At 72.8% G+C, this 21673-nt stretch carries 22 protein-coding genes and 1 riboswitch; of the genes, 14 read left to right on the forward strand and 8 right to left on the reverse strand.

Annotated elements, in window-relative coordinates; translation table 11 throughout:
* Nucleotides 1–113 precede the first annotated feature (113 nt).
* Nucleotides 114–962 (forward strand): class I SAM-dependent methyltransferase, encoded by an 849-nt coding sequence (locus tag ACIBBF_RS07935; RefSeq protein ID WP_397412232.1) that lies wholly within the window; start codon nt 114–116, stop codon nt 960–962.
* Here ACIBBF_RS07935 and ACIBBF_RS07940 read toward each other — a convergent pair.
* Nucleotides 940–1773 carry an alpha/beta fold hydrolase gene (locus ACIBBF_RS07940; RefSeq protein ID WP_397412234.1) on the reverse strand — a complete coding sequence of 278 codons (834 nt, stop codon included), beginning with the start codon at nt 1771–1773 and terminating at the stop codon, nt 940–942. The two genes, ACIBBF_RS07935 and ACIBBF_RS07940, sit on opposite strands and share 23 nt — an antisense overlap.
* 440 nt (nt 1774–2213) lie before the next feature.
* Here ACIBBF_RS07940 and ACIBBF_RS07945 point away from each other — a divergent pair, with 440 nt between their 5' ends.
* The 4 genes from ACIBBF_RS07945 (at nt 2214) to ACIBBF_RS07960 (ending at nt 5299) form a co-directional block, all read left to right on the forward strand.
* On the forward strand, nt 2214–2705 hold the full coding sequence (locus ACIBBF_RS07945) for a low molecular weight protein-tyrosine-phosphatase (protein WP_397412690.1): 492 nt from the start codon (nt 2214–2216) through the stop codon (nt 2703–2705).
* Between the two features lie 51 nt (nt 2706–2756).
* Nucleotides 2757–3716 carry an NmrA family NAD(P)-binding protein gene (locus ACIBBF_RS07950; RefSeq protein ID WP_397412235.1) on the forward strand — a complete coding sequence of 320 codons (960 nt, stop codon included), beginning with the start codon at nt 2757–2759 and terminating at the stop codon, nt 3714–3716.
* The gene (locus ACIBBF_RS07955; RefSeq protein WP_397412237.1) at nt 3713–4909 is read left to right on the forward strand and encodes an alpha/beta hydrolase; all 1197 of its coding nucleotides are present in this window, start codon (nt 3713–3715) and stop codon (nt 4907–4909) included. The genes ACIBBF_RS07950 and ACIBBF_RS07955 overlap by 4 nt, the downstream gene beginning before the upstream one ends.
* Nucleotides 4910–5005: 96 nt before the next feature.
* The gene (locus ACIBBF_RS07960) at nt 5006–5299 is read left to right on the forward strand and encodes a hypothetical protein (protein ID WP_397412239.1); all 294 of its coding nucleotides are present in this window, start codon (nt 5006–5008) and stop codon (nt 5297–5299) included.
* Nucleotides 5300–5305: 6 nt separating this feature from the next.
* On the opposite strand, the gene ACIBBF_RS07965 is transcribed toward ACIBBF_RS07960, so the two are convergent.
* The 3 genes from ACIBBF_RS07965 to ACIBBF_RS07975 are packed head-to-tail and all read right to left on the reverse strand — an operon-like array spanning nt 5306 to nt 7016.
* Nucleotides 5306–5929 (reverse strand): DnaJ family domain-containing protein, encoded by a 624-nt coding sequence (locus tag ACIBBF_RS07965; protein ID WP_397412241.1) that lies wholly within the window; start codon nt 5927–5929, stop codon nt 5306–5308.
* Nucleotides 5930–5979: 50 nt separating this feature from the next.
* Entirely contained in the window at nt 5980–6357 is a 378-nt protein-coding gene (locus ACIBBF_RS07970; RefSeq protein WP_397412243.1) for a hypothetical protein, read from the reverse strand.
* Between the two features lie 29 nt (nt 6358–6386).
* Nucleotides 6387–7016, reverse strand: coding sequence for a nucleotidyltransferase domain-containing protein (locus ACIBBF_RS07975; RefSeq protein ID WP_397412245.1), 630 nt, complete (start codon nt 7014–7016; stop codon nt 6387–6389).
* 175 nt (nt 7017–7191) lie between these two features.
* Here ACIBBF_RS07975 and ACIBBF_RS07980 point away from each other — a divergent pair, with 175 nt between their 5' ends.
* Together ACIBBF_RS07980 and ACIBBF_RS07985 are read left to right on the forward strand one after the other, a co-directional pair.
* On the forward strand, nt 7192–9138 hold the full coding sequence (locus tag ACIBBF_RS07980; protein ID WP_397412247.1) for a SigE family RNA polymerase sigma factor: 1947 nt from the start codon (nt 7192–7194) through the stop codon (nt 9136–9138).
* A gap of 55 nt (nt 9139–9193) precedes the next feature.
* Nucleotides 9194–10363 (forward strand): pyridoxal phosphate-dependent aminotransferase, encoded by a 1170-nt coding sequence (locus ACIBBF_RS07985; RefSeq protein ID WP_397412249.1) that lies wholly within the window; start codon nt 9194–9196, stop codon nt 10361–10363.
* Here ACIBBF_RS07985 and ACIBBF_RS07990 read toward each other — a convergent pair whose 3' ends face one another.
* The gene (locus ACIBBF_RS07990; protein ID WP_397412251.1) at nt 10364–10828 is read right to left on the reverse strand and encodes a DUF6328 family protein; all 465 of its coding nucleotides are present in this window, start codon (nt 10826–10828) and stop codon (nt 10364–10366) included.
* A gap of 150 nt (nt 10829–10978) precedes the next feature.
* On the opposite strand from ACIBBF_RS07990, the gene ACIBBF_RS07995 reads away from it, so the two are divergent.
* From ACIBBF_RS07995 to ACIBBF_RS08005, 3 genes are all read left to right on the forward strand, one after another.
* Complete coding sequence (locus ACIBBF_RS07995; protein ID WP_397412253.1) at nt 10979–12532, forward strand: hypothetical protein; 1554 nt, start codon at nt 10979–10981, stop codon at nt 12530–12532.
* A 342-nt stretch (nt 12533–12874) separates the two neighbouring features.
* Nucleotides 12875–13639 (forward strand): TetR/AcrR family transcriptional regulator, encoded by a 765-nt coding sequence (locus ACIBBF_RS08000; RefSeq protein WP_397412255.1) that lies wholly within the window; start codon nt 12875–12877, stop codon nt 13637–13639.
* Complete coding sequence (locus tag ACIBBF_RS08005) at nt 13636–16368, forward strand: PEP/pyruvate-binding domain-containing protein (RefSeq protein WP_397412257.1); 2733 nt, start codon at nt 13636–13638, stop codon at nt 16366–16368. The genes ACIBBF_RS08000 and ACIBBF_RS08005 overlap by 4 nt, the downstream gene beginning before the upstream one ends.
* 9 nt (nt 16369–16377) lie before the next feature.
* Here the strand turns inward: ACIBBF_RS08005 and ACIBBF_RS08010 are convergent, their stop codons facing one another.
* Nucleotides 16378–17238: an SDR family oxidoreductase gene (locus ACIBBF_RS08010; protein ID WP_397412259.1), complete on the reverse strand. Its 861-nt coding sequence runs from the start codon at nt 17236–17238 to the stop codon at nt 16378–16380.
* A gap of 145 nt (nt 17239–17383) precedes the next feature.
* Between ACIBBF_RS08010 and ACIBBF_RS08015 the strand changes: the two genes are divergently transcribed.
* From ACIBBF_RS08015 to ACIBBF_RS08025, 3 genes are all read left to right on the forward strand, one after another.
* Nucleotides 17384–18070, forward strand: a complete 687-nt coding sequence (locus tag ACIBBF_RS08015) for a PAS and ANTAR domain-containing protein (protein ID WP_397412261.1) — start codon at nt 17384–17386, stop codon at nt 18068–18070.
* Nucleotides 18071–18142: 72 nt separating this feature from the next.
* The gene (locus tag ACIBBF_RS08020; protein ID WP_397412263.1) at nt 18143–18544 is read left to right on the forward strand and encodes a DUF6766 family protein; all 402 of its coding nucleotides are present in this window, start codon (nt 18143–18145) and stop codon (nt 18542–18544) included.
* Nucleotides 18541–19386, forward strand: coding sequence for an endonuclease/exonuclease/phosphatase family protein (locus ACIBBF_RS08025; protein WP_397412265.1), 846 nt, complete (start codon nt 18541–18543; stop codon nt 19384–19386). Before ACIBBF_RS08020 ends, ACIBBF_RS08025 begins: the two co-directional genes overlap by 4 nt.
* Before the next feature lie 15 nt (nt 19387–19401).
* Here the strand turns inward: ACIBBF_RS08025 and ACIBBF_RS08030 are convergent, their stop codons facing one another.
* Together ACIBBF_RS08030 and ACIBBF_RS08035 are read right to left on the reverse strand one after the other, a co-directional pair.
* The gene (locus ACIBBF_RS08030; protein WP_397412267.1) at nt 19402–19812 is read right to left on the reverse strand and encodes a VOC family protein; all 411 of its coding nucleotides are present in this window, start codon (nt 19810–19812) and stop codon (nt 19402–19404) included.
* Nucleotides 19813–19909: 97 nt separating this feature from the next.
* Complete coding sequence (locus tag ACIBBF_RS08035; RefSeq protein ID WP_397412269.1) at nt 19910–20290, reverse strand: hypothetical protein; 381 nt, start codon at nt 20288–20290, stop codon at nt 19910–19912.
* 188 nt (nt 20291–20478) lie between these two features.
* On the opposite strand from ACIBBF_RS08035, the gene ACIBBF_RS08040 reads away from it, so the two are divergent.
* The gene (locus ACIBBF_RS08040; RefSeq protein WP_397412271.1) at nt 20479–21384 is read left to right on the forward strand and encodes a LysR family transcriptional regulator; all 906 of its coding nucleotides are present in this window, start codon (nt 20479–20481) and stop codon (nt 21382–21384) included.
* 64 nt (nt 21385–21448) lie between these two features.
* A riboswitch (glycine riboswitch) is annotated at nt 21449–21565 on the forward strand.
* Nucleotides 21566–21673 lie beyond the last annotated feature (108 nt).

The following is a 21673-nucleotide window of genomic DNA, read 5'->3' on the forward strand; positions in this document are numbered from 1 at the left end:
TTCGCAGGTGAGAGCCCTGTTCCGGGCAACGGTTCCGCCATCACATCGACTCCTCCGGTCGTGATTGCACCAGTGTTAGCCCGTTGCTCCGAGTTTGCGCCACAATCTCCCCCATGCTTGACGTCTCGATCGCCCCAGCTCCGGCGCCGGACGCGCCGTTCGAGGATCACATCGAATGGGCGCGCAACGCTCCCGCGACCCCGTCGAACCCCGCGGCGCTGTTCACCGGCGGTCTCGACGAGACCCCCGTCGGCGACCGGCTCACGGTCGACACCCCCGGCTGGGACTACCCCGCCCTCGCCCGCGACCTCGTGCTCCGTTCCCGGGGTGCCGTGCTGGACATCGGCACGGGCAGCGGGGACTTCTTCGCGGGCCTGGGCCCGCTGCCCAAGGGTTCGGCCGCCACGGAGTCCGGGCCCGCCTTCCTCACGGCCCGGCGCCGCCTGGAGCCGCTCGGCGTGGACGTGCGCCGTGCCGAGCCCTCCTGGACGGGGGACGTGCTGCTGCCGTTCTTCGACGGTCAGTACAGCGCGGTCCTCAGCCGGTTCAGCACCATCGACCCCGCGGAGGTGGGCCGGGTGCTGGAGCCGGGCGGGACCTTCCTCACCGAGCAGGTGGACACGCGCGACGGCATCGCCCTCAACAAGGCCCTCGGTGTGCCGCTGGGTTGGGACCCGGACGCCGTCACCGTCGACGTCGTCTCCGACGGGCTCGTCGCCTCCGGCCTGGAGATCGTCGATGCCCAGGAGTACGCGGGCACGCGCACGTTCACCGACCTGTCGTCCGTGCTCTGGTACCTGCGCACCGCGGCGTGGCAGGTGCCCGGGCTCGCCGAGCTCACCCCGGCGGCCGTCGCCCGGCACGAGGCAGGGCTGCGCGCGCTGCACATGCACTTCGCCACGGGCAACGCGCTCGTCGACGAGGCCCCGCGCATCCTGGTCACGGCACGCCGGCCCTTCTGAGCAGGCTCGACACCGCCTCCGCCAGCGCCGTCGGAGGCACGTCGGCGCCGTGCCCCGGCAGCGTCACCCGGTGTGCCGCCGGCAGCACACCCGCGAGCGAGTCCGCCGCCGTGGTCACCGCGGCGGCGCTCGCGGTGCCGTCCACCACGAGAGCCGGCTGGCCGATCTCACGCCAGCGGCACATCAGCGCCCGGCGGCCGAGCGCGATGCCGGCGAGCACCCGGCCGTCATAGGCGATGGTCGGTGCGATCGCCTCCAGGTCCGCCCACGACGCCGAGGCCCGCATGCGCGGTACGAGCTGACAGGGCATGCCCACGACGTCGAGGAACAGCTCGACGGCGCTGCCGCGGTCCCCCGCCTCGACGCAGGCCTCGACGCCGGCGATCATCCGCGGGTCGACGGGCGCCGCACCGCTCGCGACGTCGTACGGGGGTTCGTGGCAGAGCACCGCGGTGACGCCGGCGCCCAGGTCGGCGGCGGCGCGCAGCGCGAGGAACCCACCCGACGCGATGCCCACGAGCGCCGCCGGGCCCGTGACCTCCAGCAGGGCGGCGATGTCGTCGACCTCCCGGTCCACGCTGTACGGGGGCGTGTCCCCGCTCGCGCCCCGGCCCCTCCGGTCGTACCGCAGCGTGGTGACCCTGTCCTCGAGCTCGGCCGCCACCGCGCGCATGACGGGCAGGCGGTGCGCGAGCACGCCGTCGACCACCACGACCGCGGGCGCCGCACCGGGCACGGGGCCGGTCAGGTCGTACGCGATCCGGGTGCCGTCGGCCGACGTCGTGAAGGCGTCGACGGTGAGGGTCGTCATGCAGGGCAGACGGTTCGGCCGGCCGAAAGTCGTCGCCGGAGCCGGTGCTCGGGGCTACCGATTTCGCCGCGAGGAAAAAACCTGTGCGAGCGCCCGCGCGGGGCGTAGGTTCGTGGGCACATGAGAAGGGAGGTGATCCGAGCAGTGATTTCACATCGGACCCATGAGGTGGTCGCGCGCTAGTCGCGTGACGCGCAAGCGTTTCGCGCCGACACCGGTCCGGGGGCTCAGCACGGGGCTTTCCTGATCGGTCAGGCGCAACGGGACATGGTGGCGAAACTCTCGCGACCACCGGAGCCCGCGGGTGCCGTGCCCTCGTCCAGCACGGCTGACAGATGTCGCCCCGCGGGCTTTCCCGTGCCTCCGCGCCACCGGCCCGGCGCGGTGTGACCGGCACGGCCCGCGTCAGGGAGAATCCCCGGGTGACCGCCTACCGCGTGATGACCGTCTGCACGGGCAACATCTGCCGCTCCCCCATGGCTGAGATCGTGCTCCGCGACCGCTTCGAGGCCGCCGGCCTGGGCGACGCCGTCGAGGTCGACTCCTCCGGTGTGAGCGACGAGGAGCACGGCAACCCGGTCGACCCGCGGGCCCGCGCCGTCCTGGCCGAGCACGGCTACCCGACGGGCGACGGCCATCGTGCCCGGCAGGTGACCTCGGCCGACGTCGGCTCGCGAGACCTGGTGCTCGCCATGACCACCCGGCACGCGCGCGTGCTGCGTGACCTGCAACGGGGGGACGGCGCCGTGGTCCGCATGTACCGGTCGTTCGACCCGGCCGTCGCGGGGCTGCCGGAGAACCGGCTGGACATCGCCGACCCCTGGTACGGCGGTCCCGACGACTTCGAGGAGTGCCTGGCCGAGATCGAGGCGGCGGCGGACGGCGTCGTCGCCTTCGTGCGGGCGGAGCTCGGAGTACGGTCGGACGCCTGACCGCGACCGGTTCACCCGGCCGACGTGGCGGGGGCCGATTACCGTGAGGGGATGACGCCCGCGTCTCCCGACCGGCTCGTCGTGCTCACCGGGGCCGACGGCCGCCTCGGATCCAGGCTGGCCTTCCGCGTGGCCGCGGCGGGCGGTCAGCAGCGTCTGCTCGTCACGGGCCGGGGCGTCACACCCCGCCTGCCCGACGGCGCGCCGCTGCCGGAGGCAGAGGTCGTGGCACTCCCGGCCGACCTCTCGCCCGGGACCGCCCCCGAGGCCGCCTCCAGGATTCTGACCGGCGCGTTCGAGGGTGCGCACGCCGTGTTCCTCGTGCCGAGCCAGGTGCGGCACGGGCGGCTCGCCAAGCATCGCGCCGCGATCGACGCCGCGGTGCTGGCGGGTGTGCGGCACGTGGTCTACGTGTCGTCGGTGGGTGCTGCGGCCGACGCCGTGTCGTCCGCCGCGCGCGACGACTGGCTCACCGAGGAGTACCTGCGCGGCACGGACCTGCGCTGGACGCTGCTGCGGACCTCGATGTTCCACCGCACCCTGACGTTCGCCGCCCACGACGAGTCGTACGGTGCGCCGGGTGGCACCGTGCTCCGCGCACCCGCGGGCGAAGGCCGCGTCGCCTCCGTCTCGCACGAGGACGTGGCCGACGTCGCGACCGCCGTGCTGCTCGACGAGGACCCCGGCCGGCACGCCGGGCGTACATATCACCTGACCGGACCCGAGGCGATGAGCTTCGCCGAGATCGCCGCGACGCTCTCGGCGGCCATCGGGCGGCCCGTCCGGTATGTGCCGCAGACCGTCGAGCAGGCCCGTTCCTTCTTCTCGCGGTCCACCAGTGCCGAGGTCGAGGACTGGATCACCCAGTGCCAGGCGATCGAGGCGGGTGTGCTGGCGCGGGTCAGCCCCGACGTCGGGCACCTGGCGGGGCGCGGCGCGCGGTCGCTGGCGGACTGGCTCGACGACTACCCGGCGGAGTGGGCGCACCTGCGGTTACCGTCAGTCAGATGACGAGCCTCTCCCCCGGTCCCGACGACGGGACGACGACGCAGCCGGCGTGGGAGCCCGACGTGCTGCCGGGCTTCGAACGCCGCACGCTGCCGCTGTCGCCCGACGAGGACGAGCCAGAGGTGGTGGCGACCCTGGTCCGCCGCGTGCGGCCGGAGCCCGACCAGGCTGGCGACGCCGGGTCGCGCCGCTCGCGCCACGTGGGCGCCGACAACCCCCAGGTGGCGCGCCTCTGGGAGGAGCTGTCGGAGCTCGGTCGGCGGCTCGGGCTGCGGGGCGGCGGACGGGCGCACCCCGACGGCTCGCCCGAACCGTCGGGCGACGGGGCGCCGCGGGCCGAGGTGCCTGACGCCGGCGTCGACGTGCTGTACGTGCACGGCTGGCTCGACTACTTCTTCCAGGTGCACCTGGCGGACTTCTGGGAGTCGCTCGGTGTGCGGTTCCACGCCCTCGACCTGCGGCGCTACGGGCGCAGCATCCGGGAGGGCCAGACCCCGGGCTACATCCGCAGCCTGGCGACGTACGACGAGGACATCGAGGCGGCGCTCGACGTCATGGGCCATGGACGGGCCGACGAGCCCGAGCGCAAGCTCGTGCTCATGGGGCACTCCACCGGCGGACTGACGGTCAGCCTGTGGACGGCCCGCAACCAGGAGCGGGTCGCGGGCCTGGTGCTGAACTCGCCCTGGCTGGAGTTCCAGCCGCGCGAGACGGTGCGCAAGCTCATGGAGCCCGGTATCCGGGTGCAGTCCGCGCTGGTGCCCCGGAGCCAGCTCGTCAACCTGGATCGGGGGCTGTACGCGCGGTCCATCTCGGCGCGGTTCGACGGCGAGTGGGACTACGACGTGGCCTGGCGCCCCGACGCCGGGTGGGCGCCGACGCCGGCCTGGCTCGCCGCGATCTTCCGCGGGCAGGATCAGGTGGCCCGCGGCCTCGGCATCGAGGTGCCGGTGCTCGTGCTGCTCAGCGCACGGAGCTCGATGCCCACGCGGTGGAGCGAGGACATGCGGAGCACCGACTCCGTGCTGGACGTCATCGGCATCGCGCGGCGGGTGCCCGACGTCGGTTCGCTCGTGACGCTGGTGCGGATCGACGGCGCGCTGCACGACGTGACCCTGTCGGCCGCACCAGTGCGTGAGCAGGTGTGGCGCCAGACGCGACGCTGGTTCGACGGGTACGTGCTCGCCGGGCGCTGACGCCCAGGTTCCCGCGGCCCTGGCGGCCTGACGGCCCCGGTGCGATCCTGGAACGGAGGTGCCCGCACCGAAGCAGGGCACGAGGGGCGATGCGCAATGACAACGCACCAGGAGACGCACCACCGGGCCCGCCGGGGCGGCCCGTTCCTCGCCCGCGGCGAGGTCGTCGTCGGGATCGTCGCGGCCGTCCTCGGGATGCTGATCTCGCAGGGAGCGGCGGAGGGCGTGACGATCGTCGGCTGTCTCGCCATGGCCGCCGGTGCGGTGTCCGGCAGGTTCGGGGCGACGTGGGGCCGGATGGCCGTGGCCGCGGGGCTCGGGTTCGCGCTCGGTTCCGTGCCCTACTGGCTGGCGACCACGGTGGTCATCGTGACCACGTACGGGTTCTGACGGTCCTCACCAGAACTTCCACCACGGCCTGTCGCCCGACGTCGGGTCACGTGGCGGCGCCGCAGTCGCTTCCGTGCGCGCCGCCCGCCGTGCCGCGCGCCGCTCCGCCCACTTCCGGACCTCCTCGTCGACGTCGCGGGTGGGCGTGACGACGGGCGGACCGCCCTGGAGCTGGCGGCGGGCGTCGACGACGCGGGCGTTGAAGTCGGCGACGATCTCCCGGACGCGCTGCTCCATCACCTCCAGGTCCAGCCTGTTCTCCAGCTCGGCGCTCTCCGTGCGGAGCTGCGCCGCCGGCAGTACGCCGGTGATGTTCTCCCGCTCGATCAGGCCCTTCACCCACCAGTCCGGGTCGTGGGTCCCGGTCAGGCCCGGGATCGGCTTGCCCTGCAGGGGCAGGTTGTCGAACTCGCCGCGCCGCATCGCCTGGTCGACGACCACGTCGACGTAACGGGCGCGCTCCTCGGGTGTCATGCTGCCGGGCCGCTGGGCCTCGTTCTCCGGTGCGTCCCCAGCGGAGCCGTCCGGTTCGGGCGCGCCGCGTTCCGCGGCCGTCTCCCGGTCCACGCGGTACTGCGCGGCCCGGCGGACGGGGTCGTTGTCTGCGTCGTCGCGCGATCCCGGCGCCATGGCGTCATGTTACAACTTTCACAAGCGGCCCGGGAAGGTGTCGATCCGGCTCAGGCGAGGTGGATGTCCATCGCGTCGACCAAGGCGCGGGAACTCCTGATCATGCTCAGGGTCTCCGCGCTGCTCAGATAGGTCGTTCCGTAGTGCGCGTTCGACTTCTCTGCAAGGACGCGGGCGAGTCGTTTCGCGAGCTCCTGGCCGCCCGGATTGACCGTGGCGAGAAGAACCTCCGCCTGCCCGTGATCCTGACCGATCGCGCACCGCCCGGTCCGGGCGCCGCAGATCGCATCGGACGCGGCGATGGCGGCAAGGGCAGCCAGTCCGGCGGCGACCTGACGCTCGTCCGGTGCCTCGCCGAGGACCATCTCACCGACCTCCTGGTACTTGCGTGCGGTCGCGGCGCGCACACGGATGTCGCCGAGGGTCATGGTCCGTGTGCGGGGCTGCTGACGAGGGGTTACGGGTGCTCCTGGAGGTACGTGCGGAGGTCCGGTCCGGACACGGCACGAGTGTCCGATCGGAAGGAGTCGACGATCGGGTCCCCCAGGCGTACGGCATCGTGAAGTCGTGCGGGTGTGGTCAGGTAGATCTGGACCGCCTGTCCGGTGGCCGCGCCGAGTGCGCTGCGAAGCTCGTCCGCGAGGCTCTGAGTACTGTCATCCACCTCGTCGACGACCACCACCAGGTCGACGTCCGAGTCGAGCCGTGCCTCACCGCGCGCGACGGAGCCGAAGACGGCGACCGTGACGGATAGAGGATCGTCGGGACCATGTTCCGCCATCACCTCGCTGACGCGCGACCGGAACTGGTTCCAGGGATCCAGTGCCCGGAACGCGGCGTCAACTGCTGGGAAGCCGAGATGCTCCTGGTTCAGGGCGTGTGTCAACGCCGGTCCGACACGCGTCGAGACGACGATTCCCTGCCGGGCGAGCCGTGACAGTGCCTCGCGGACGCCCCTGACGGAGCCCTTCCGTGCGACCCGGTGAACCTCGGCTCCCGTCATCGGACCACCTGCACGCCACAGCGTGCGGAGCACGACGGGTTCGAGCCCGGAGCCGAAGAGATGCTCCGGGTGGTTCCAGTCCATGACGCCTCCTTACTGCATAGCAGCACTATATTGCCGATATCGGCAATATAGTGCCGATGATGCCCGGTCGGAAAGTGCTGTCGCACGGCGGACGCCGGGATGATGGGCGGGTGAAGCACGCAGTCGAGTCCCAGGGCAAGGCAACCTCGGCGGCGTCTCGCCCGTGGTGGACGGTATGAACGTGGAGACCGCCGAGCAGCCCGTCGTCGACCCGGCGCGCGCCCGGGTGCTGGTGGCACCCGACCGCGACGGCGAGTTCGTGGAGTTCGTGACGTCGGCGGGACCGTACCTGTACCGGACTGCATACCTGTTGTCCGGCGACGCCCACCGGGCCGAGGAGCTGGTCCAGGCCACCTTCGAGCGCACCTACCGCGCGTGGTCCAAGGCACGCACCGGGGAACCCCGGGCGTATGCGCGGCGCATCCTGCTCAACCTCCGGGTCGACGACTGGCGCAAGGACCGGCGCTCCGGCGTCACGGACGACGGCGTCGTGCCGCTCGATCCCGCACCCGACCACGCGCACGGCGTGGCGGTCCGGGACGAGCTGGCCCGTGCGCTGCGTGCGCTGCCGCCCGGGCAGCGGCGGGTCGTGGTGCTACGGCACCTGCTCGATCTGTCCGAGGCTCAGGTCGCTGACGAGCTCGGCATCTCGGTGGGCTCGGTGAAGTCCGCGAACGCCCGTGGACTGGGGCGTCTGCGCTCGCTGCTCACGGTGTCGGCGCTCGACGCGATCCCCGGGTACCAGGTCGACGCGCACGACGTGCTGTCGACCGCCCGGTCCGCCGTCCGCCGTCGGCGGACGGTGCGCGGCGTCGCCGCCGGGGGGCTCGCGGTGGTGCTCGGGCTGCTGCTCCTCGGACCGGTGCAGATTCCTGGGGTCGGGCCGGTGGCGCTCCCCGGCAGCGAGTGGCTGCGGCACGTGCTCGGGCTCGACCGGGGAGGCCTGTCGGACCTGCCGTTCCCCGAGCCGGTGGACGGCGCGGTCTGCGACGGGCCGCTCGACGGGGCCGCGCGTGCCACACCGGTCGACGAGATGTCGGCGCAGTGGGGATCGATCACGGTGGCCGGGGTGATCCGGGTCGCGGACGCGCACGAGGTCACTCCGTGCGTCGACGTGGCGGTGGACCACGAGATCGCGGGGGACCGGATGGCCGCGGACGCCGCCACGCTGGGTGACGGCACCGTGGTCGGCTGGTCCGACTCCGCAGCGGTGTTCGACGGCGATCAGCTCACCGGACCGCTGGCGCTGCGTGCGATCGCTCCTGTCGGGGAGGGGTTGCGGACCTCGGACGTCGCCACCACTGGTCAGGTCGACGGCCGCTGGCCCCAGGGAGTCGGCCTCGTCCGGCAGGAGGATCGCGCCGCCTGGTTCGAGACACCGAACACGCAGATCGCCGGAACCCTCCCGTGGGCGCTGCGGTTGCTCGACGAGGACGGTGACATCGTGACCGTCAGCGACTCGACCGCGCTGGAGGTCGCCGAGGCTGATGCCGTCGCGTTGTCGAGCGAGGCGGTCTGGTGGACCACCGCACTGGCGAACCCGGCCCCGGGCTGCCGCAAGACGCTGCACGGGGCCGCCGTCACCGACCTCTCACACCTGCTGGCAGGCGTCCGCGACCGAGTCTGCGCGGTCGGTTCCGCGCCGGACGGCGCCGTGGTCGCGTACGCCGAGGGCTCGGGTGGCCCGGCTCTCGGCGCGGGGAGCGGCACCAGCACGGTCTTCGAGCTGATCTCCCGGCCCGGCGAGCCGGGTGCGGTGACGCCGCTCCTCTCGATCGAGAACGGGTTGCTCGACGAGGGGTCCGTGTCCGCTGTCGGGTACGACGACGGGCGGCTGGCGTTCGCCTCGGGCGACGTCGTCTACGTCGTCGACGTGGCGGAGCGCACTGGCTACCAGGTGCGCGGTGGCGCACCGGCGGACGCGGTGGACGTGTCGGGCGAGTCCGTCGCATGGTCCTCGGCAGAGGGACCCGCGCACGTGCTCACCGGTACCAGCGGATCGATGAGCCTGTTCGCCGTGCCGGGGGAGCGGGCCTCGGTCGGGGTCGACGGCGACCGCATCGCCTGGGCCACGCTCGACGACGCCGGCGCGTCCATGACGTTCGCCCGCCTGCGCTGGTGAGCCGCGCCTCGCCTGGTTCCGCCGTCGGGCCGCGCAGTGGGCGATGATGGGCGGCATGAAGGTCTCCCGCCGGTCCCACGTGCCCCCGTTCGCCGTCATGGAGGTGCTCGCCGCCGCCAACGCCCGCCGTGCCACCGGCGCGGACGTGCTCAACCTGTGCGCGGGTGAGCCGTCGACCGGGGCGTCCGACGTGGTGCGGGAGCGGGCCATCGCCCTGCTCCGTGACGGCAACCTGGGATACACCGAGGCGATGGGCGTGCCCGCGTTGCGGGCGGAGATCGCGGGCCACTACCGGCGCTGGTACGACGTCGACGTCGACCCCGCCCGGATCGCCGTCACCACGGGATCCAGCGGCGGCTTCGTGCTCGCGTTCCTCGCGGCGTTCGACGTCGGCGACCGGGTGGCGCTCGCCCGACCCGGCTACCCCGCGTACAAGAACATCCTGTCGGCGCTGGGCTGCGAGGTGGTGGAGCTCGACTGCGGCCCCGAGACGCGCTACCAGCCCACCGTCTCGCAGCTGAACGAGGCGTACTACGGCGGCGGGCTCGACGGCGTCATGGTCGCCTCGCCCGCCAACCCGACCGGCACGATGATCACGCCCGCCGAGCTGGGGGCGGTCGCGGACTGGTGCGCCGACCACGACGTGCGCCTGATCAGCGACGAGATCTACCACGGCATCGCCTACTCGGACGAGGTGGCACAGGCGACGGCGGCCACGTTCACCGGCCAGGGCGCCGTCGTCGTGAACTCGTTCTCCAAGTACTGGGCCATGACCGGCTGGCGGCTCGGCTGGCTCGTGCTGCCCGACGAGCTCGTCGGGCCCGTCGACGCGCTCGCGGGCAACGTGGCGCTCTCCCCGCCCGCGCTGGCGCAGCAGGCCGGCATCGCGGCGTTCACCCCGGAGGGCTACGCCGCGGCGGCCGAGAACGTGGCCCGGTACGCGGCGTCGCGCACACTGCTGCTCGACCGGCTGGGCGAGCTGGGCTGGCGCCCCGTCGCGCCCGCCGACGGTGCCTTCTACCTGTACGGGAACATCTCCGCCTTCGGCCTGGACTCCGTCACGTACTGCGCCCGGCTCCTGGCGGAGGCCGACGTCGCCATCACGCCCGGGACAGACTTCGACGGTGAGCACGGACGGGACTGGGTGCGGCTGTCGTTCGCGTCGTCGCTCGACACCGTGACGCGCGCGGTGGACCGCATCGTGGCCTGGCACAAGACGCTCTGATCACCGGCGCCGCCGCAGCACCTCCGGGAAGGCCACCCAGAGGATGCCCAGCACGACGAGCACGCTCGCCCCGGCGACGATCCCGGCGGTGCGTCCGACCACGACGTCGAACACGAGCAGGGTGGCACCGGTCATGACCAGGGCGAGCACGCCGAGGGCCGCACGGGTGATCCGGTCGGCCAGGGTGACGATGTTCCGCTTCATCTGCTTGCGGAACAGGGACCGGTGCACGCTGACCGGCGCCACGATGAGCGCGGTCGCGACGACCGACGTGATCACCAGGATCAGGTAGACGATGCGCTGGTAGTCGTCGAGATCGGAGAAGCGGGACTGGAACGGCAGCGTCAGCAGGAAGCCTGTCAGGATCTGCACCCCGGTCTGCATGACGCGCAGCTCCTGGAGCAGCTCGTTCCAGTTCCGGTCGGCGCGCTGCGCCGTGGACTCTCCTCGTTCGTCGGCATGCATCGACCCATTGTCGCAACTGTCGCGTAGGTCCGACCGGGCGAAAAATTTCACCCGGTTGCATTACCGCCTCCCGTGGCCGGGCCTGGTCGCCCGGGAGAACATGCCGCTGGGGCGGGACGCGTCCGCGTCCCCCGGACGAGGGGCGTGCGCGTGAAGAGATCAAGGATGCGGGTGTCGCTGGGTGTGGCGCTCGGGGCAGCACTGATGGTGGCCGGCGCCGTGGCGCCGAGCGTGTCCGCGGAGCCGACGGCGACGGTCTCGCCCGGGCCGTCGGGCACCGCGACCATGACCGCACGGGCGGAGAACGTGGCCGTCACGGCCAAGATCTCGCTGCCGCCGGGGTCGTCCGTGAACGGTTCCATCACCGGGACGCTCACCATCACGCACGACGGGACGTCCGCGGCGATGAAGTCGGGACGGATCACGATGGTCGACCCGGACGGCCGGGAGCTCATCGGTGAGCAGTTCGTCCCGTCCGGGACGGCGAACGCCTGGACCTCCACTGTCCCGCTGCCCGACGACGCCGCACCGGGGATCTACGAGGTGAGCCTGTCCGCCCGGGTCGCGATCACCACGGCCAGCGGCGTCACCGAGGTGCCGATCCAGACGGACACCCCCGTCTCGGTGCCCTTCCGGGCGCAGCGGAACATCCCGCTCATCTGGACCTCGCCGGCGAGCGCACCCGCGGGCTCGACGATCTCGGTCCACGGCGCCGCCAACATCAGGAGCCTCGGTACCGGCGAGTACGAGCCGGCCACCGGCCAGGAGGTCAAGCTGTACTTCGACCCCGAGGGCTCCGCGCCGGAGGCGCTCCGGGCCACGCTCACGACCGACTCGCGCGGCTACTTCACGAGCCGGCACAAGCCCGGTGGGTCCGGCAAGTGGCGGGCGGAGATGGCGCAGACCGACACGGGCGCGCGGGCGGTGTGGACCATCACCTCCGCGGAGCGTGAGCGCAACACGACGTTGCGGCAGGGTCAGGTCCGTGCGACGCAGGGCGACTACACCGCGGGCGACCACCTGATGACGCAGGACGTCGTCGTGGGGCTGGCCCCCGTGAGCCGCCGGGTCGACGTCGGCAGCCTGGGCTTCACCATCGGCGGGACCTCCGGCTGGGTCAGCGCCGAGAGCCAGCGCGGCGAGGGCAGCTACCCCAACGGCTACCGGATGCAGCGCGAGCTGGTGCACTCCGGCATCGGCACGAGCCATGTGACGCTGACCTTCAACCCGACGCTCCCGGCAGGTGTGTACGACATCGGCATCCGGGACGAGATGAAGGCCTGCTCGGCGCCGGACTGGGACGGCCTCGAGGGCGGCACCAGCAACTGCATCCACGACGTGCTGGTCGAGGACCCGACGGTTACCACGATCGTGGTCAAGCGGGCCAGCACCACCACGGTGACCGCGTCCGCGACATCGGTCCCCGGACCGCAGTCCATCAACCTCAGCGGTGGGGTCCGCAAGGTCCAGCTCGTCAGCGGCGGCAGCGCCCAGGACCGCCCGGCACCGAACACGACCGTGCAGATCTGGTTCGATCCCGCGGGCACGGCGGAGCCGGTCCTGAAGAAGACGGTGACGACGGGCTCGAACGGCACCTACTCGACGTCGGTCTCCGCGAGTGCGACCGGCAGGTGGATCGCGAAGTACCCGGGCACGAGCCTCCAGGCGCCGTCTCAGGCGTCGGTGAACGTGACGGTCGGCTGACCCCGGCTTTCCCCTGAGCGCCTCCGCCCGGCCGTGTCGTTCGACGCGGCCGGGCGGAGGCGTTCTTGTCGTGCGGGGCTCCGGGTGGCGGGTTCGCTCGGGTGCCGCGGCGGCTTGTCCCGCGAGGGTGCGTTGCTCTGTGTAGACGATGTCTACCGAGAGCGACTGACCCCCGCGAGGGTGCTTCGTCAGTGGTGGGTCGAAAGGTTCCACAGCTCGCGCCCCGCTCCGAACCGGCAGGTCACGGCACATTGACGGTCTCGGCGCGCGGAGGTTACCGTGCATCCGTGACCAGATGAACGGATCTGGTCATATTTTCAGGATCGGCAGGAGGGCGACGGCATGGAGGCCACACAGACCACCAGGCGCCCGGCAGCTGCGCGCCGGCGTGCCGAGCGTGCGGAGCGGATCCTCGCCGCGGCCACGGAGCTGGTTCTCCGCTGGGGCTACGACAAGACCACCATCGATGACGTCGCCCGGCTCGCCGGAGTCGCCAAGGGCACCATCTACCTGCACTGGAGCAGTCGCGAGGAGCTGTTCGCCGCGCTCATGCGGTGGGATCGGGCCCAGATGATCGGCGCGGTGCGCCGGGAGCTGCGGGATCATCCGGAGACCGCGACCCTCCCTGGTCTGTTCGGTCACCTGGCGCGCGAGATCCACCGCCGCCCGCTGCTGCAGGCCGCGCTGGTGCAGGACTCGGCCGTGCTCGGCAAGCTGGTGGCCCGCAAGCGCACGAGCACCACGACGCCCGAGATGGTGGTCCCGTTCGGTGAGTATCTCGCCACGCTCGGGAAGCACAGCATGGCGCGTGCTGACCTGAACGTCGAGGACCACCTCACGGTGATCGCCGCCGTGCTGCACGGTTCTCTGTTCTCCCTGCGGATGATGCCCGACTCCCTCCGGGTGTCCGACGAGCGCACCGGCGAGCTCGTCGCCGACATGCTCGTCCGTGCGCTCGCGCCGGAGCGTGAGCCGTCCGAGGCGGACCGTGTGGTCTGCGCGGACGCCACCCGCCAGTTCGTCGACCGGGCCTACGCGATCGCGCGGGCCAAGCTGCGGGAGTCGCTCGGCGACGACCTTCCGCCGGACGAAGGAGAGCCCTCGTGAGCATCGACGTCACGCACTCGTTCACGCTGCCCCTCGCGGACCCCGGGGCGGTGGAGCTGGCCGCGACCGGGGGCAAGGGATCCTCGCTCGCCCGTCTCGCTGCGGCCGGGCTGCCCGTGCCCGGCGGGTTCCACGTCACCACCGACGCCTACCGCGCGGCCGTCGCGGGTGCGCCGCAGCGGGAGATCGTCGCGGCGACCCGCGACGTGGACCCCGAGCGACCCGAGACCCACGCGGTCGCCGCGGCCCGGATCGCCGCCGTGTTCGCGGCCCTGGAGATCCCGGGGGCCGTGGACGAGGCCGTCCGGGCGGCGTACCGGGGCCTGCACGGCGCGGCCGCTCCGGCGCCCGGCACACCCGCCACGGCTGGCGGCACACCTGCTCCGGCGCCCGGCACACCCGCCATGGCGGACGGCGCACCCACCGCCCCGGCCGCGTCCGCCGCGTCCGCCGCACCCGCCGCACCCGCCGCACCCGCCGCGGCCGGCGACGCCGGCCCGTTCGTCGCCGTCCGGTCGTCCGCCACGGCCGAGGACCTGCCGGGCATGTCCTTCGCCGGCCAGCAGGACTCGTTCCTGAACATCCGGGGCGAGGACGCGCTGCTCCGCGCGGTACGCGACTGCTGGGCGTCCCTGTGGACGGCGCGCGCGATCGGGTACCGCGCGCGGCACGGCATCCCCGCCGACGAGGTCGCGCTCGCGGTGGTCGTGCAGCTCCTGGTCGACGCCGACGCAGCGGGCATCCTGTTCACCGTCGACCCGATGACGGGGTCACGGGACCGCGTGCTGATCAACGCGGCATGGGGCCTGGGCGAGGCGGTGGTCGGCGGGCACGTCACGCCGGACACGTTCCTCGTGGCCCGGGTCGGCGGAGCGGTGGAGCGCACGGTGAGCACCAAGGACGTCCGCACCGTCCGGACGGCCGGCGGCACACGGGACGAGCCGGTGCCTGCTGCGCTCCGGGACCGCCCGTCGCTCACCGACGAGCAGGCGGCGGGTCTCGCCGCGCTCGGCGTCCGCATCGAGGAGCTCTACGGCGCGCCCATGGACGTGGAGTGGGCGCTGCACGACGGTGTCCCGGCCCTGCTCCAGGCCCGACCCGTCACCGGAGCCGCCGGTCGGGCGCCCATGACGGAGGTGTGGAACGACAGCCTGCTCGGCGACTTCCTGTGGACGAACGCGAACCTGGGCGAGGCCCTGCCGAGCGTGATGACGCCGCTGACCTGGTCGCTCGTGCAGATCTTCATGCGGCACGCGATGGCCGAGACGGACATCGGTGTGCCGGCCTACGGGACCATCGGCGGCCGGTTCTACATGAACCTGAGCACCACCGAGACGGTCGCCCGCGCCCTCGGGATGCAGAAGACGATCGACGCCGCGTACCGGGAGGTGTTCGGGCGGCTCCCGGGTCAGCCGGAGATTCCCGTGGCCCCGATCGGCCGCGGGGAGCTGTTCCGCCGGCTGCTGCCGATGGTGTGGCGCAACCTCACGTCGCTGGTGCGCGACGTGCGCGCGCTGCCGAGCTTCCTGGCCACCGCGGAGGAGCGGGGCACCACCCTGCGCCGGCGCGCGGCCGAGACGGCCGGGCGGCAGGAGCTGGCGGCCTTCTGGCGCAGGGAGCTCGGTCCCTACCTGGTCGAGTCCTCCCGGGCGCTGCGCGGGGCGAGCCGGCAGGACGGCACGGCGCTCCTGACCCTGCGCAGGGACCTGAGGCCGCTGCTCGGTGACGTGGACACCGAGACGCTGACGTCCGGGCTGTCGACCGGTACCCGGGGGCTGGCCAGCATGGACACGCTGCTCGGCCTGCGGCGGGTGGCGCTGGGCGAGCTCGACGCGGAGACCTACGTGTCCCGCTACGGGCACCGGTGCGTCGACGAGTTCGAGGTGTCCGTGCCGCGCCCCGCCGAGGATCCGGACTGGCTCGGCCGGCAGCTCGCCGCGGCGGCGGAGACCGACGTCGACGCGCTGCTCGCCCGGCAGGAGGAGGCTCGTGCTGCCGCATGGGCGCGGCTGGAGCAGCGCTCGGCCCGCACGGCGGCGTCCGTGCGGAAGAAGTTCGACCGGTGGGCGCGGAACGCGCGCGACCGCGAGATCGCGCGCTCCGAGGTGATCCGCACGTTCTGGGCGCTGCGCGTCTTCGCGGTGCGCGCCGGCGAGCTCACGGGGCTGGGCGACGACGTCTTCTTCCTCGACGTCGGCGAGCTGCTCCAGGTGCTCGACGGCGGCGCCCCGCCCCGCGAGCGCGTCGCCGTCCGCCGGGCCACGTACCAGCAGTACCGCGACCTGCCCGCCTACCCCGCCGTGATCCGCGGCAGGTTCGACCCGGTGCGGTGGGCGGCGGACCCGGCGCGCCGTACCGACGTGTTCGACGAACACGGCGAGGCGGCTCCGGCGAGCGACGTGGTCCGCGGGTTCCCCGGTGCGGCGGGTGTGGTCGAAGGGGTGGTCCGGGTGGTGCCCTCGGTGGACGACGGCGCCGCGCTGCAGCCGGGGGAGATCCTCGTCACGACCGTGACGAACGTGGGCTGGACACCCCTCTTCCCCCGCGCGGGCGCCGTCGTCACCGACGTGGGCGCACCCCTCTCGCACGCCGCGATCGTGGCCCGAGAGCTGGGTATCCCCGCCGTCGTGGGGTGCGGCAACGCGACCATGCTGCTGCACACCGGGGACCGGGTCCGCGTGGACGGCGAGCACGGGACGGTCGAGGTCCTGGCGCCGGCGGCGGGCTAGAACACCGGGCTAGAACACCGGGCGCCCGCCCGTCACACCCAGCACCGTGCCGGAGACGTACGACGCCGTCACCGGCGACGCCAGGAAGACGAACGCGGGTGCCACCTCGGCCGGCTGGCCGGCACGGCCGAGCGGGGTGTCGGCGCCGAACGACGCGACCTTCTCCTCGGGCTGCGTGGCCGGTTGCAGGGGAGTCCAGATGGGACCCGGGGCCACCGCGTTCACGCGGATGCCGCGCGGCCCGAGCTCCGCGGCGAGGTTGACGGTGATGTTGTTGATGGCCGCCTTGGTGGCGGCGTAGTCGAGCAGCGAGGTCGACGGCTGGTAGGCCTGGATCGACGAGTTGTTGATGATCGCGCTGCCCTCGCCGAGGTGCCCGAGCGCGGACTGCGTCAACCAGAACAGCGCGTACAGGTTGGTCTTGAGCACCCGGTCCAGCTCGTCGGTGGTCACGTCCTCGACCGACTCGCGCCGCGCCATCTGGTACCCGGCGTTGTTCACCAGCACGTCCAGGCCGCCCAGCTCCCCGGCGGCGCGATGGGCGACACCACGCGCCGTGGCCTCGTCCCGCAGGTCGCCCGGCAGCAGGGCGCACTGCCGGCCCGCGCGGTGCACCCATTCCGCCGTCGTCCGTGCGTCCTTCTCCTCCTCCGGGAGGTAGGAGAGGGCGACGTCGGCGCCCTCGCGGGCGAAGGCGATGGCGACCGCCCGCCCGATCCCGGAGTCGCCACCGGTGACCAGCGCCTTGTAGCCGACCAGCTTCTCGCTGCCGACATAGCTCGCCTCGCCGTGGTCCGGCGTGGGCACCATCCGGTCGGTCGTACCGGGCGGGTCCTGCTGCTGCGGGGGAAAGGGCTGGTCCTGGCTCATGGAGTCCTCCGTCGTCCTGCGGGCATGTCCAACCGACGCGACGGCCACTTCTCGACCTGCCGTCCACGCTATCCGTGCCGCTCACGGGTCGCACGTCCCGTACTCTTCGATCACCAACCGCGAACCTGCCCCCGGGAGGAACCTCGTGAGCTCTGGACAGCCCCCTGTCGAGCGCGTGTTCGACGGCGCCATCGAGGAAGCGCTCGTCGGCGGAAGCCGTCCGCCCGTCGGGCGGTACCGGCTCGACCTGGCGACAGGGGAGTGGGCGTGGTCCGACGAGGTGTACGTGATGCACGGGTTCGAGCCCGGGCAGATCGTGCCGACCACGCCGCTCATGCTGTCCCACAAGCACCCGGACGACAGGGCCCGCGTGGACGGGGTCCTGCGGCGTGCTGCCGAGACCGGGCAGCCGTTCAGCTCCGTGCACCGGATCCGGGACGCGCACGGTGCGACGCGGACCCTGGCCGTGACGGGCCAGGGGCGGCGTGACCCTGCGACGGGGCGGGTGGTCGAGCTGTTCGGCTACTTCATCGACGTCACCGAGTCGCACCGCGAGGCCGCGGCACGTGAGGCGACCGCCTCGATCCAGGCGTCGGCCGAGCGCCGGGCGGTGATCGAGCAGGCCAAGGGCGTGCTCATGGTGGTGTACGGGATCGAGGAGGAGGAGGCGTTCGAACGCCTGCGGCAGGCGTCCAACCTGGCGAACATCGCCGTGCGGGACATCGCGCAGACCCTGGTGCGCCTCTTCTCCGGGCCCGGCGTGACCGTCTTCCCGACGCAGGAGGCGATCGACGCGTTCCTGAGCGACCCGGTTCTGCCGGGCGTCGACTGACGTACCGGCCTACGTTGGGGGGACAGGCGTCCCACGTGCGGGGACGCCCACCGGCGACGGCCAGGAGGCGTGATGAGCGACGCGAGGACCGACGAGGCGAGATCTCGTCCGGTGTTCTGGAAGGCCTACTCGTTCGGACTGGTCACCGGGGCGTTCTTCCTGGTGTCCTGGGTCGGACAGTTCGTGTTCCAGGCGATCAGGTTCGGCAACGAGGCGAGCGACCAGGGGCTCCCGTTCTCCTGGGTCGAGTACTGGCCCGACTTCCTCGCCTCGACGTTCGAGAACTGGCAGTCCGAGTTTCTCCAGCTCATCTGGCAGGCGGCGGGGCTCGGGCTGTTCTACTTCTGGGGTTCCTCCCAGTCGCGCGAGGGTGACCAGCGTCTCGAGGCCAAGGTCGACGCGCTGCTCCGGGAACGCGGGATGGACCCGGTGGAGATCGACCGGCAGACCCGCAAGATCGCAGAGAGCGAATGACGCAGGTGCGCGTCGCCACCTTCAACGTCCAGCACGGGCTCGGCCCGGACGGCCGCGTCGACAACCACCGCCTGGCGGACGCCGTCGCGGCGCTCGACGCCGACGTGGTCGCGCTGCAGGAGGTGGACCGGCGGCAGGCGCGGTCCGGGGGAGTGGACCAGGCCAGGCTCTGCGCGACGACGGCGGGCGCGGTCGACCACCGGTTCCTGCCGGCGCTCACCGGTCCTTTCCGCTACCCCGGCGTGCGCCGCCGGGCCCGTGCCGCGGAGCCTCCCGAGACCCCGGGCTACGGCGTCGCCCTGCTCTCCCGCTTTCCCGTGCGGCACTGGCGCGTGCTGCTCCTGCCCCCGGCCACGCCGTGGGTCTGGGGCCGGGTGCAGCTCGGCGCCGACGAACCCCGGGTAGCGCTCGCGGCGCAGGTCGACGCGCCGTCGGGCCCGCTCACGGTGGTCTGCACGCACCTGAGCGTGTACCGGTTCCCGACGGTGACCTGGGCGGGCGGTCTGGCGCGGCGCGCAGCCGGGTACCGCCCGGGGAGTCCCGGCGAACGGCACGCGGATCGTCAGCTCGCCCGCCTCCGGCAGTGGCTCACGGCACTGTCCCGGCCGCTGGTCGTCCTCGGGGACTTCAACCTCCGCGCACCGGCACCCGCGGACCTCACCGGGTGGCGGTCGCTCGCCACGGCCGACACGTTTCCCCGCCACGACCCGCGGTTCCAGATCGACCACATCCTGCTGGACGAGGCGCCGGGCGAGAGCCGGGTCCGGTCCGTCGCCGGCCGGGCGGTCGACACGGGCGTCTCGGACCACCGGGCCCTCGTGGCGGACTTCGACGTCCGCTGAGGCGGCCGGCCGAGGTCAGCCGACGAAGACGCAGAACGGATGTCCCATCGGGTCCGCGAGGACGTGGAGCGGCTCGTCCGGGTCGTCCGACCGGTCGTGGAGGAGGGTCGCACCCAGGGCGACGGCGCGGTCCCGTGCCGCCGCGAGGGCGGCGACGTCGGGCACCGTAGTGTCGAGGTGGAGCTGCTGCGGCACGCCGGGTTCGGGCCAGGTGGATCGTGGCAGCTCGTCGACCTGCTGGAACGCGAGGGCCACGCCGTCGTCGTTCCGCAGGACGAGCCAGTCGCGGCCCTTCGGGTCCGGCTCGTCCTCGGGCGGCGGCTCGTCACCCGGACGGTAGTGCAGGCCGAAGAGCTCCCGGTAGAACTCGGCGAGAGCGCGGGCGTCGGTGGTGTCCAGCACCACCTGTCGGATGCGCGGGTTCATGGTTCCAGCGCACCACATCCGGCGCGGGACGCAAGGCCGCTCCGCGCCGGACAGGGAGCCGGGCGACCCCGGACAGGGCCAGGCGACCCCGGACGGGTCAGGCAGCCTCGGCGTAGGCCCGGTGCGTGACGACGGGCCGCTCCGCGGTCTGCGCCGGCTCCTGCGCTGCGGTGTTCTCGACGACGGTGTTCTCGACGACGGACAGCGTGGCCGCCTCGCCCGCCGCGCGCCGCTTGGCGCGGAACACCGTGAAGAGCGCGTTCGCACCGATCAGGATGGCGGCGATGTTGGACGCCGCGGACGGCCAGATGCCGTTCACCGCCGCCACGGTCAGCAGTGTCCCGGCCGCCAGCACGTTCGTGCACTGGAACGCGAGCGAGTCGGCGCTCCAGCGCCCGCGGCTGACCATGGCGTAGGCCACGAGGCCGGCGAGAGCGCCGACCCAGCCGAGGGCGGTGACGACCAGCATGAGGGACATGGTGATACTCCTGGGGATGTGTTTCGAAACGATTCGAGGATCGCCCGGAGGTCGATTGCCGGGGATCCGTGCAGGGGTTCGGCGGTCTCGGTCCGGAACTGGTCCGCCCGCCGCCAGGATCAAGCATGAGGCACACCCTGCGTTCAGCACAATCGAATGTTCGTGACTCCGGGATGTAGCATCGCTACATGGCCACCGACCCGCGAAGACTCGCTTTCCTGCTCGCCGTGCACCGTGCCGGAGGGGTGCTCGCAGCAGCGGACCTGCTGCACGTCACCCCCTCCGCCGTCTCGCAGCAGATCGCCCGGCTCGAGGCGGAGGAAGGCATCGACGTCCTCGACCGGGGGCCCCGGGGAGTCACGCTCACGCCGGCCGGCCGCGTGCTCGCGGAGGCCGCCGAGCGGATCGAGGCCGAGCTGGTCCAGGCCCGGCAAGCCGTGGCCGCCCTGGAGGGCGAGCTCACGGGCCGGGTGTCCGTCGGGTCCATCCAGACGGCGATCCGCACGGTGGTCGCGCCGGTGCTCGTGTCGCTCGGGGAGCGCCACCCGCACATCGAGGTCGACGTCCAGGAGTACGACCCCACCGACTCCGTCCGCCGGCTGCGGGCCGGTGACCTGGACGCGGTGGTGCTGGAGCGCGACGTCGAGGTCGACGCGCCCGCCCCGCGCGGTGCCCACGACGTGCCCCTGCTCGACGAGCCGTGGCGCATCGTGGTGCCGACGAGCCTGCCCGAGCCCGAGCGCCTCGACGACCTGGCCGCACTCACGTGGGTGGGCCCGCAGGCCGGGTCGGCGGCCGAGCGCGCCTCCACCCGCCTGGCGGCCCAGCTCGGCACGACGTTCGAGATGCGCCACTCCTACAACGACTTCGACACCGCGATCTCGCTCGTCGCCGCCGGCCAGGGCATTGCGATGCTGCCCGCGCTGGCCCTGCAGCAGGAGGTGCCCGACGGCGTGGCCGTGGTCGCCCTGGCCGGTCTCGGCTCGCGGCGGCTCGTGGTGCGGCACCGGCAGAACCGGCACGAACCCGGTCCCATCGTGCGCGCCGTCGTGGACGAGATGGTCGCCGCGGCCCGCGAGATCGACCTGGGGTAGCCGCTCCGGCCAGAAGGCGGCCCGGCTCACAGTAGGCTTGGCCGTACAACAGAACACGCCGCCATCAACCGCGACGGGAGAGTCCGGTCCGCGCCGCCGTCCCACGACGACGCCGCAGCCGGCGCCGAAGGAGCAAACCCCTCCCCGGGAATCTCTCAGGCCCCAGTACCGCCACGGTGAGGCAACTCTGGAAAGCGAGCCGTCCCGCCGTCGGGCAGGAGGGCTCCACCGACGGTGCAAGCCGGCGCGCCCCGTCCCGCGAGGGAAGGCGGACCGGCAAAACTCTCAG

Origin of the sequence: Promicromonospora sp. NPDC050880 (assembly GCF_044456525.1) — a bacterium.
Classification (GTDB): domain Bacteria; phylum Actinomycetota; class Actinomycetes; order Actinomycetales; family Cellulomonadaceae; genus Promicromonospora.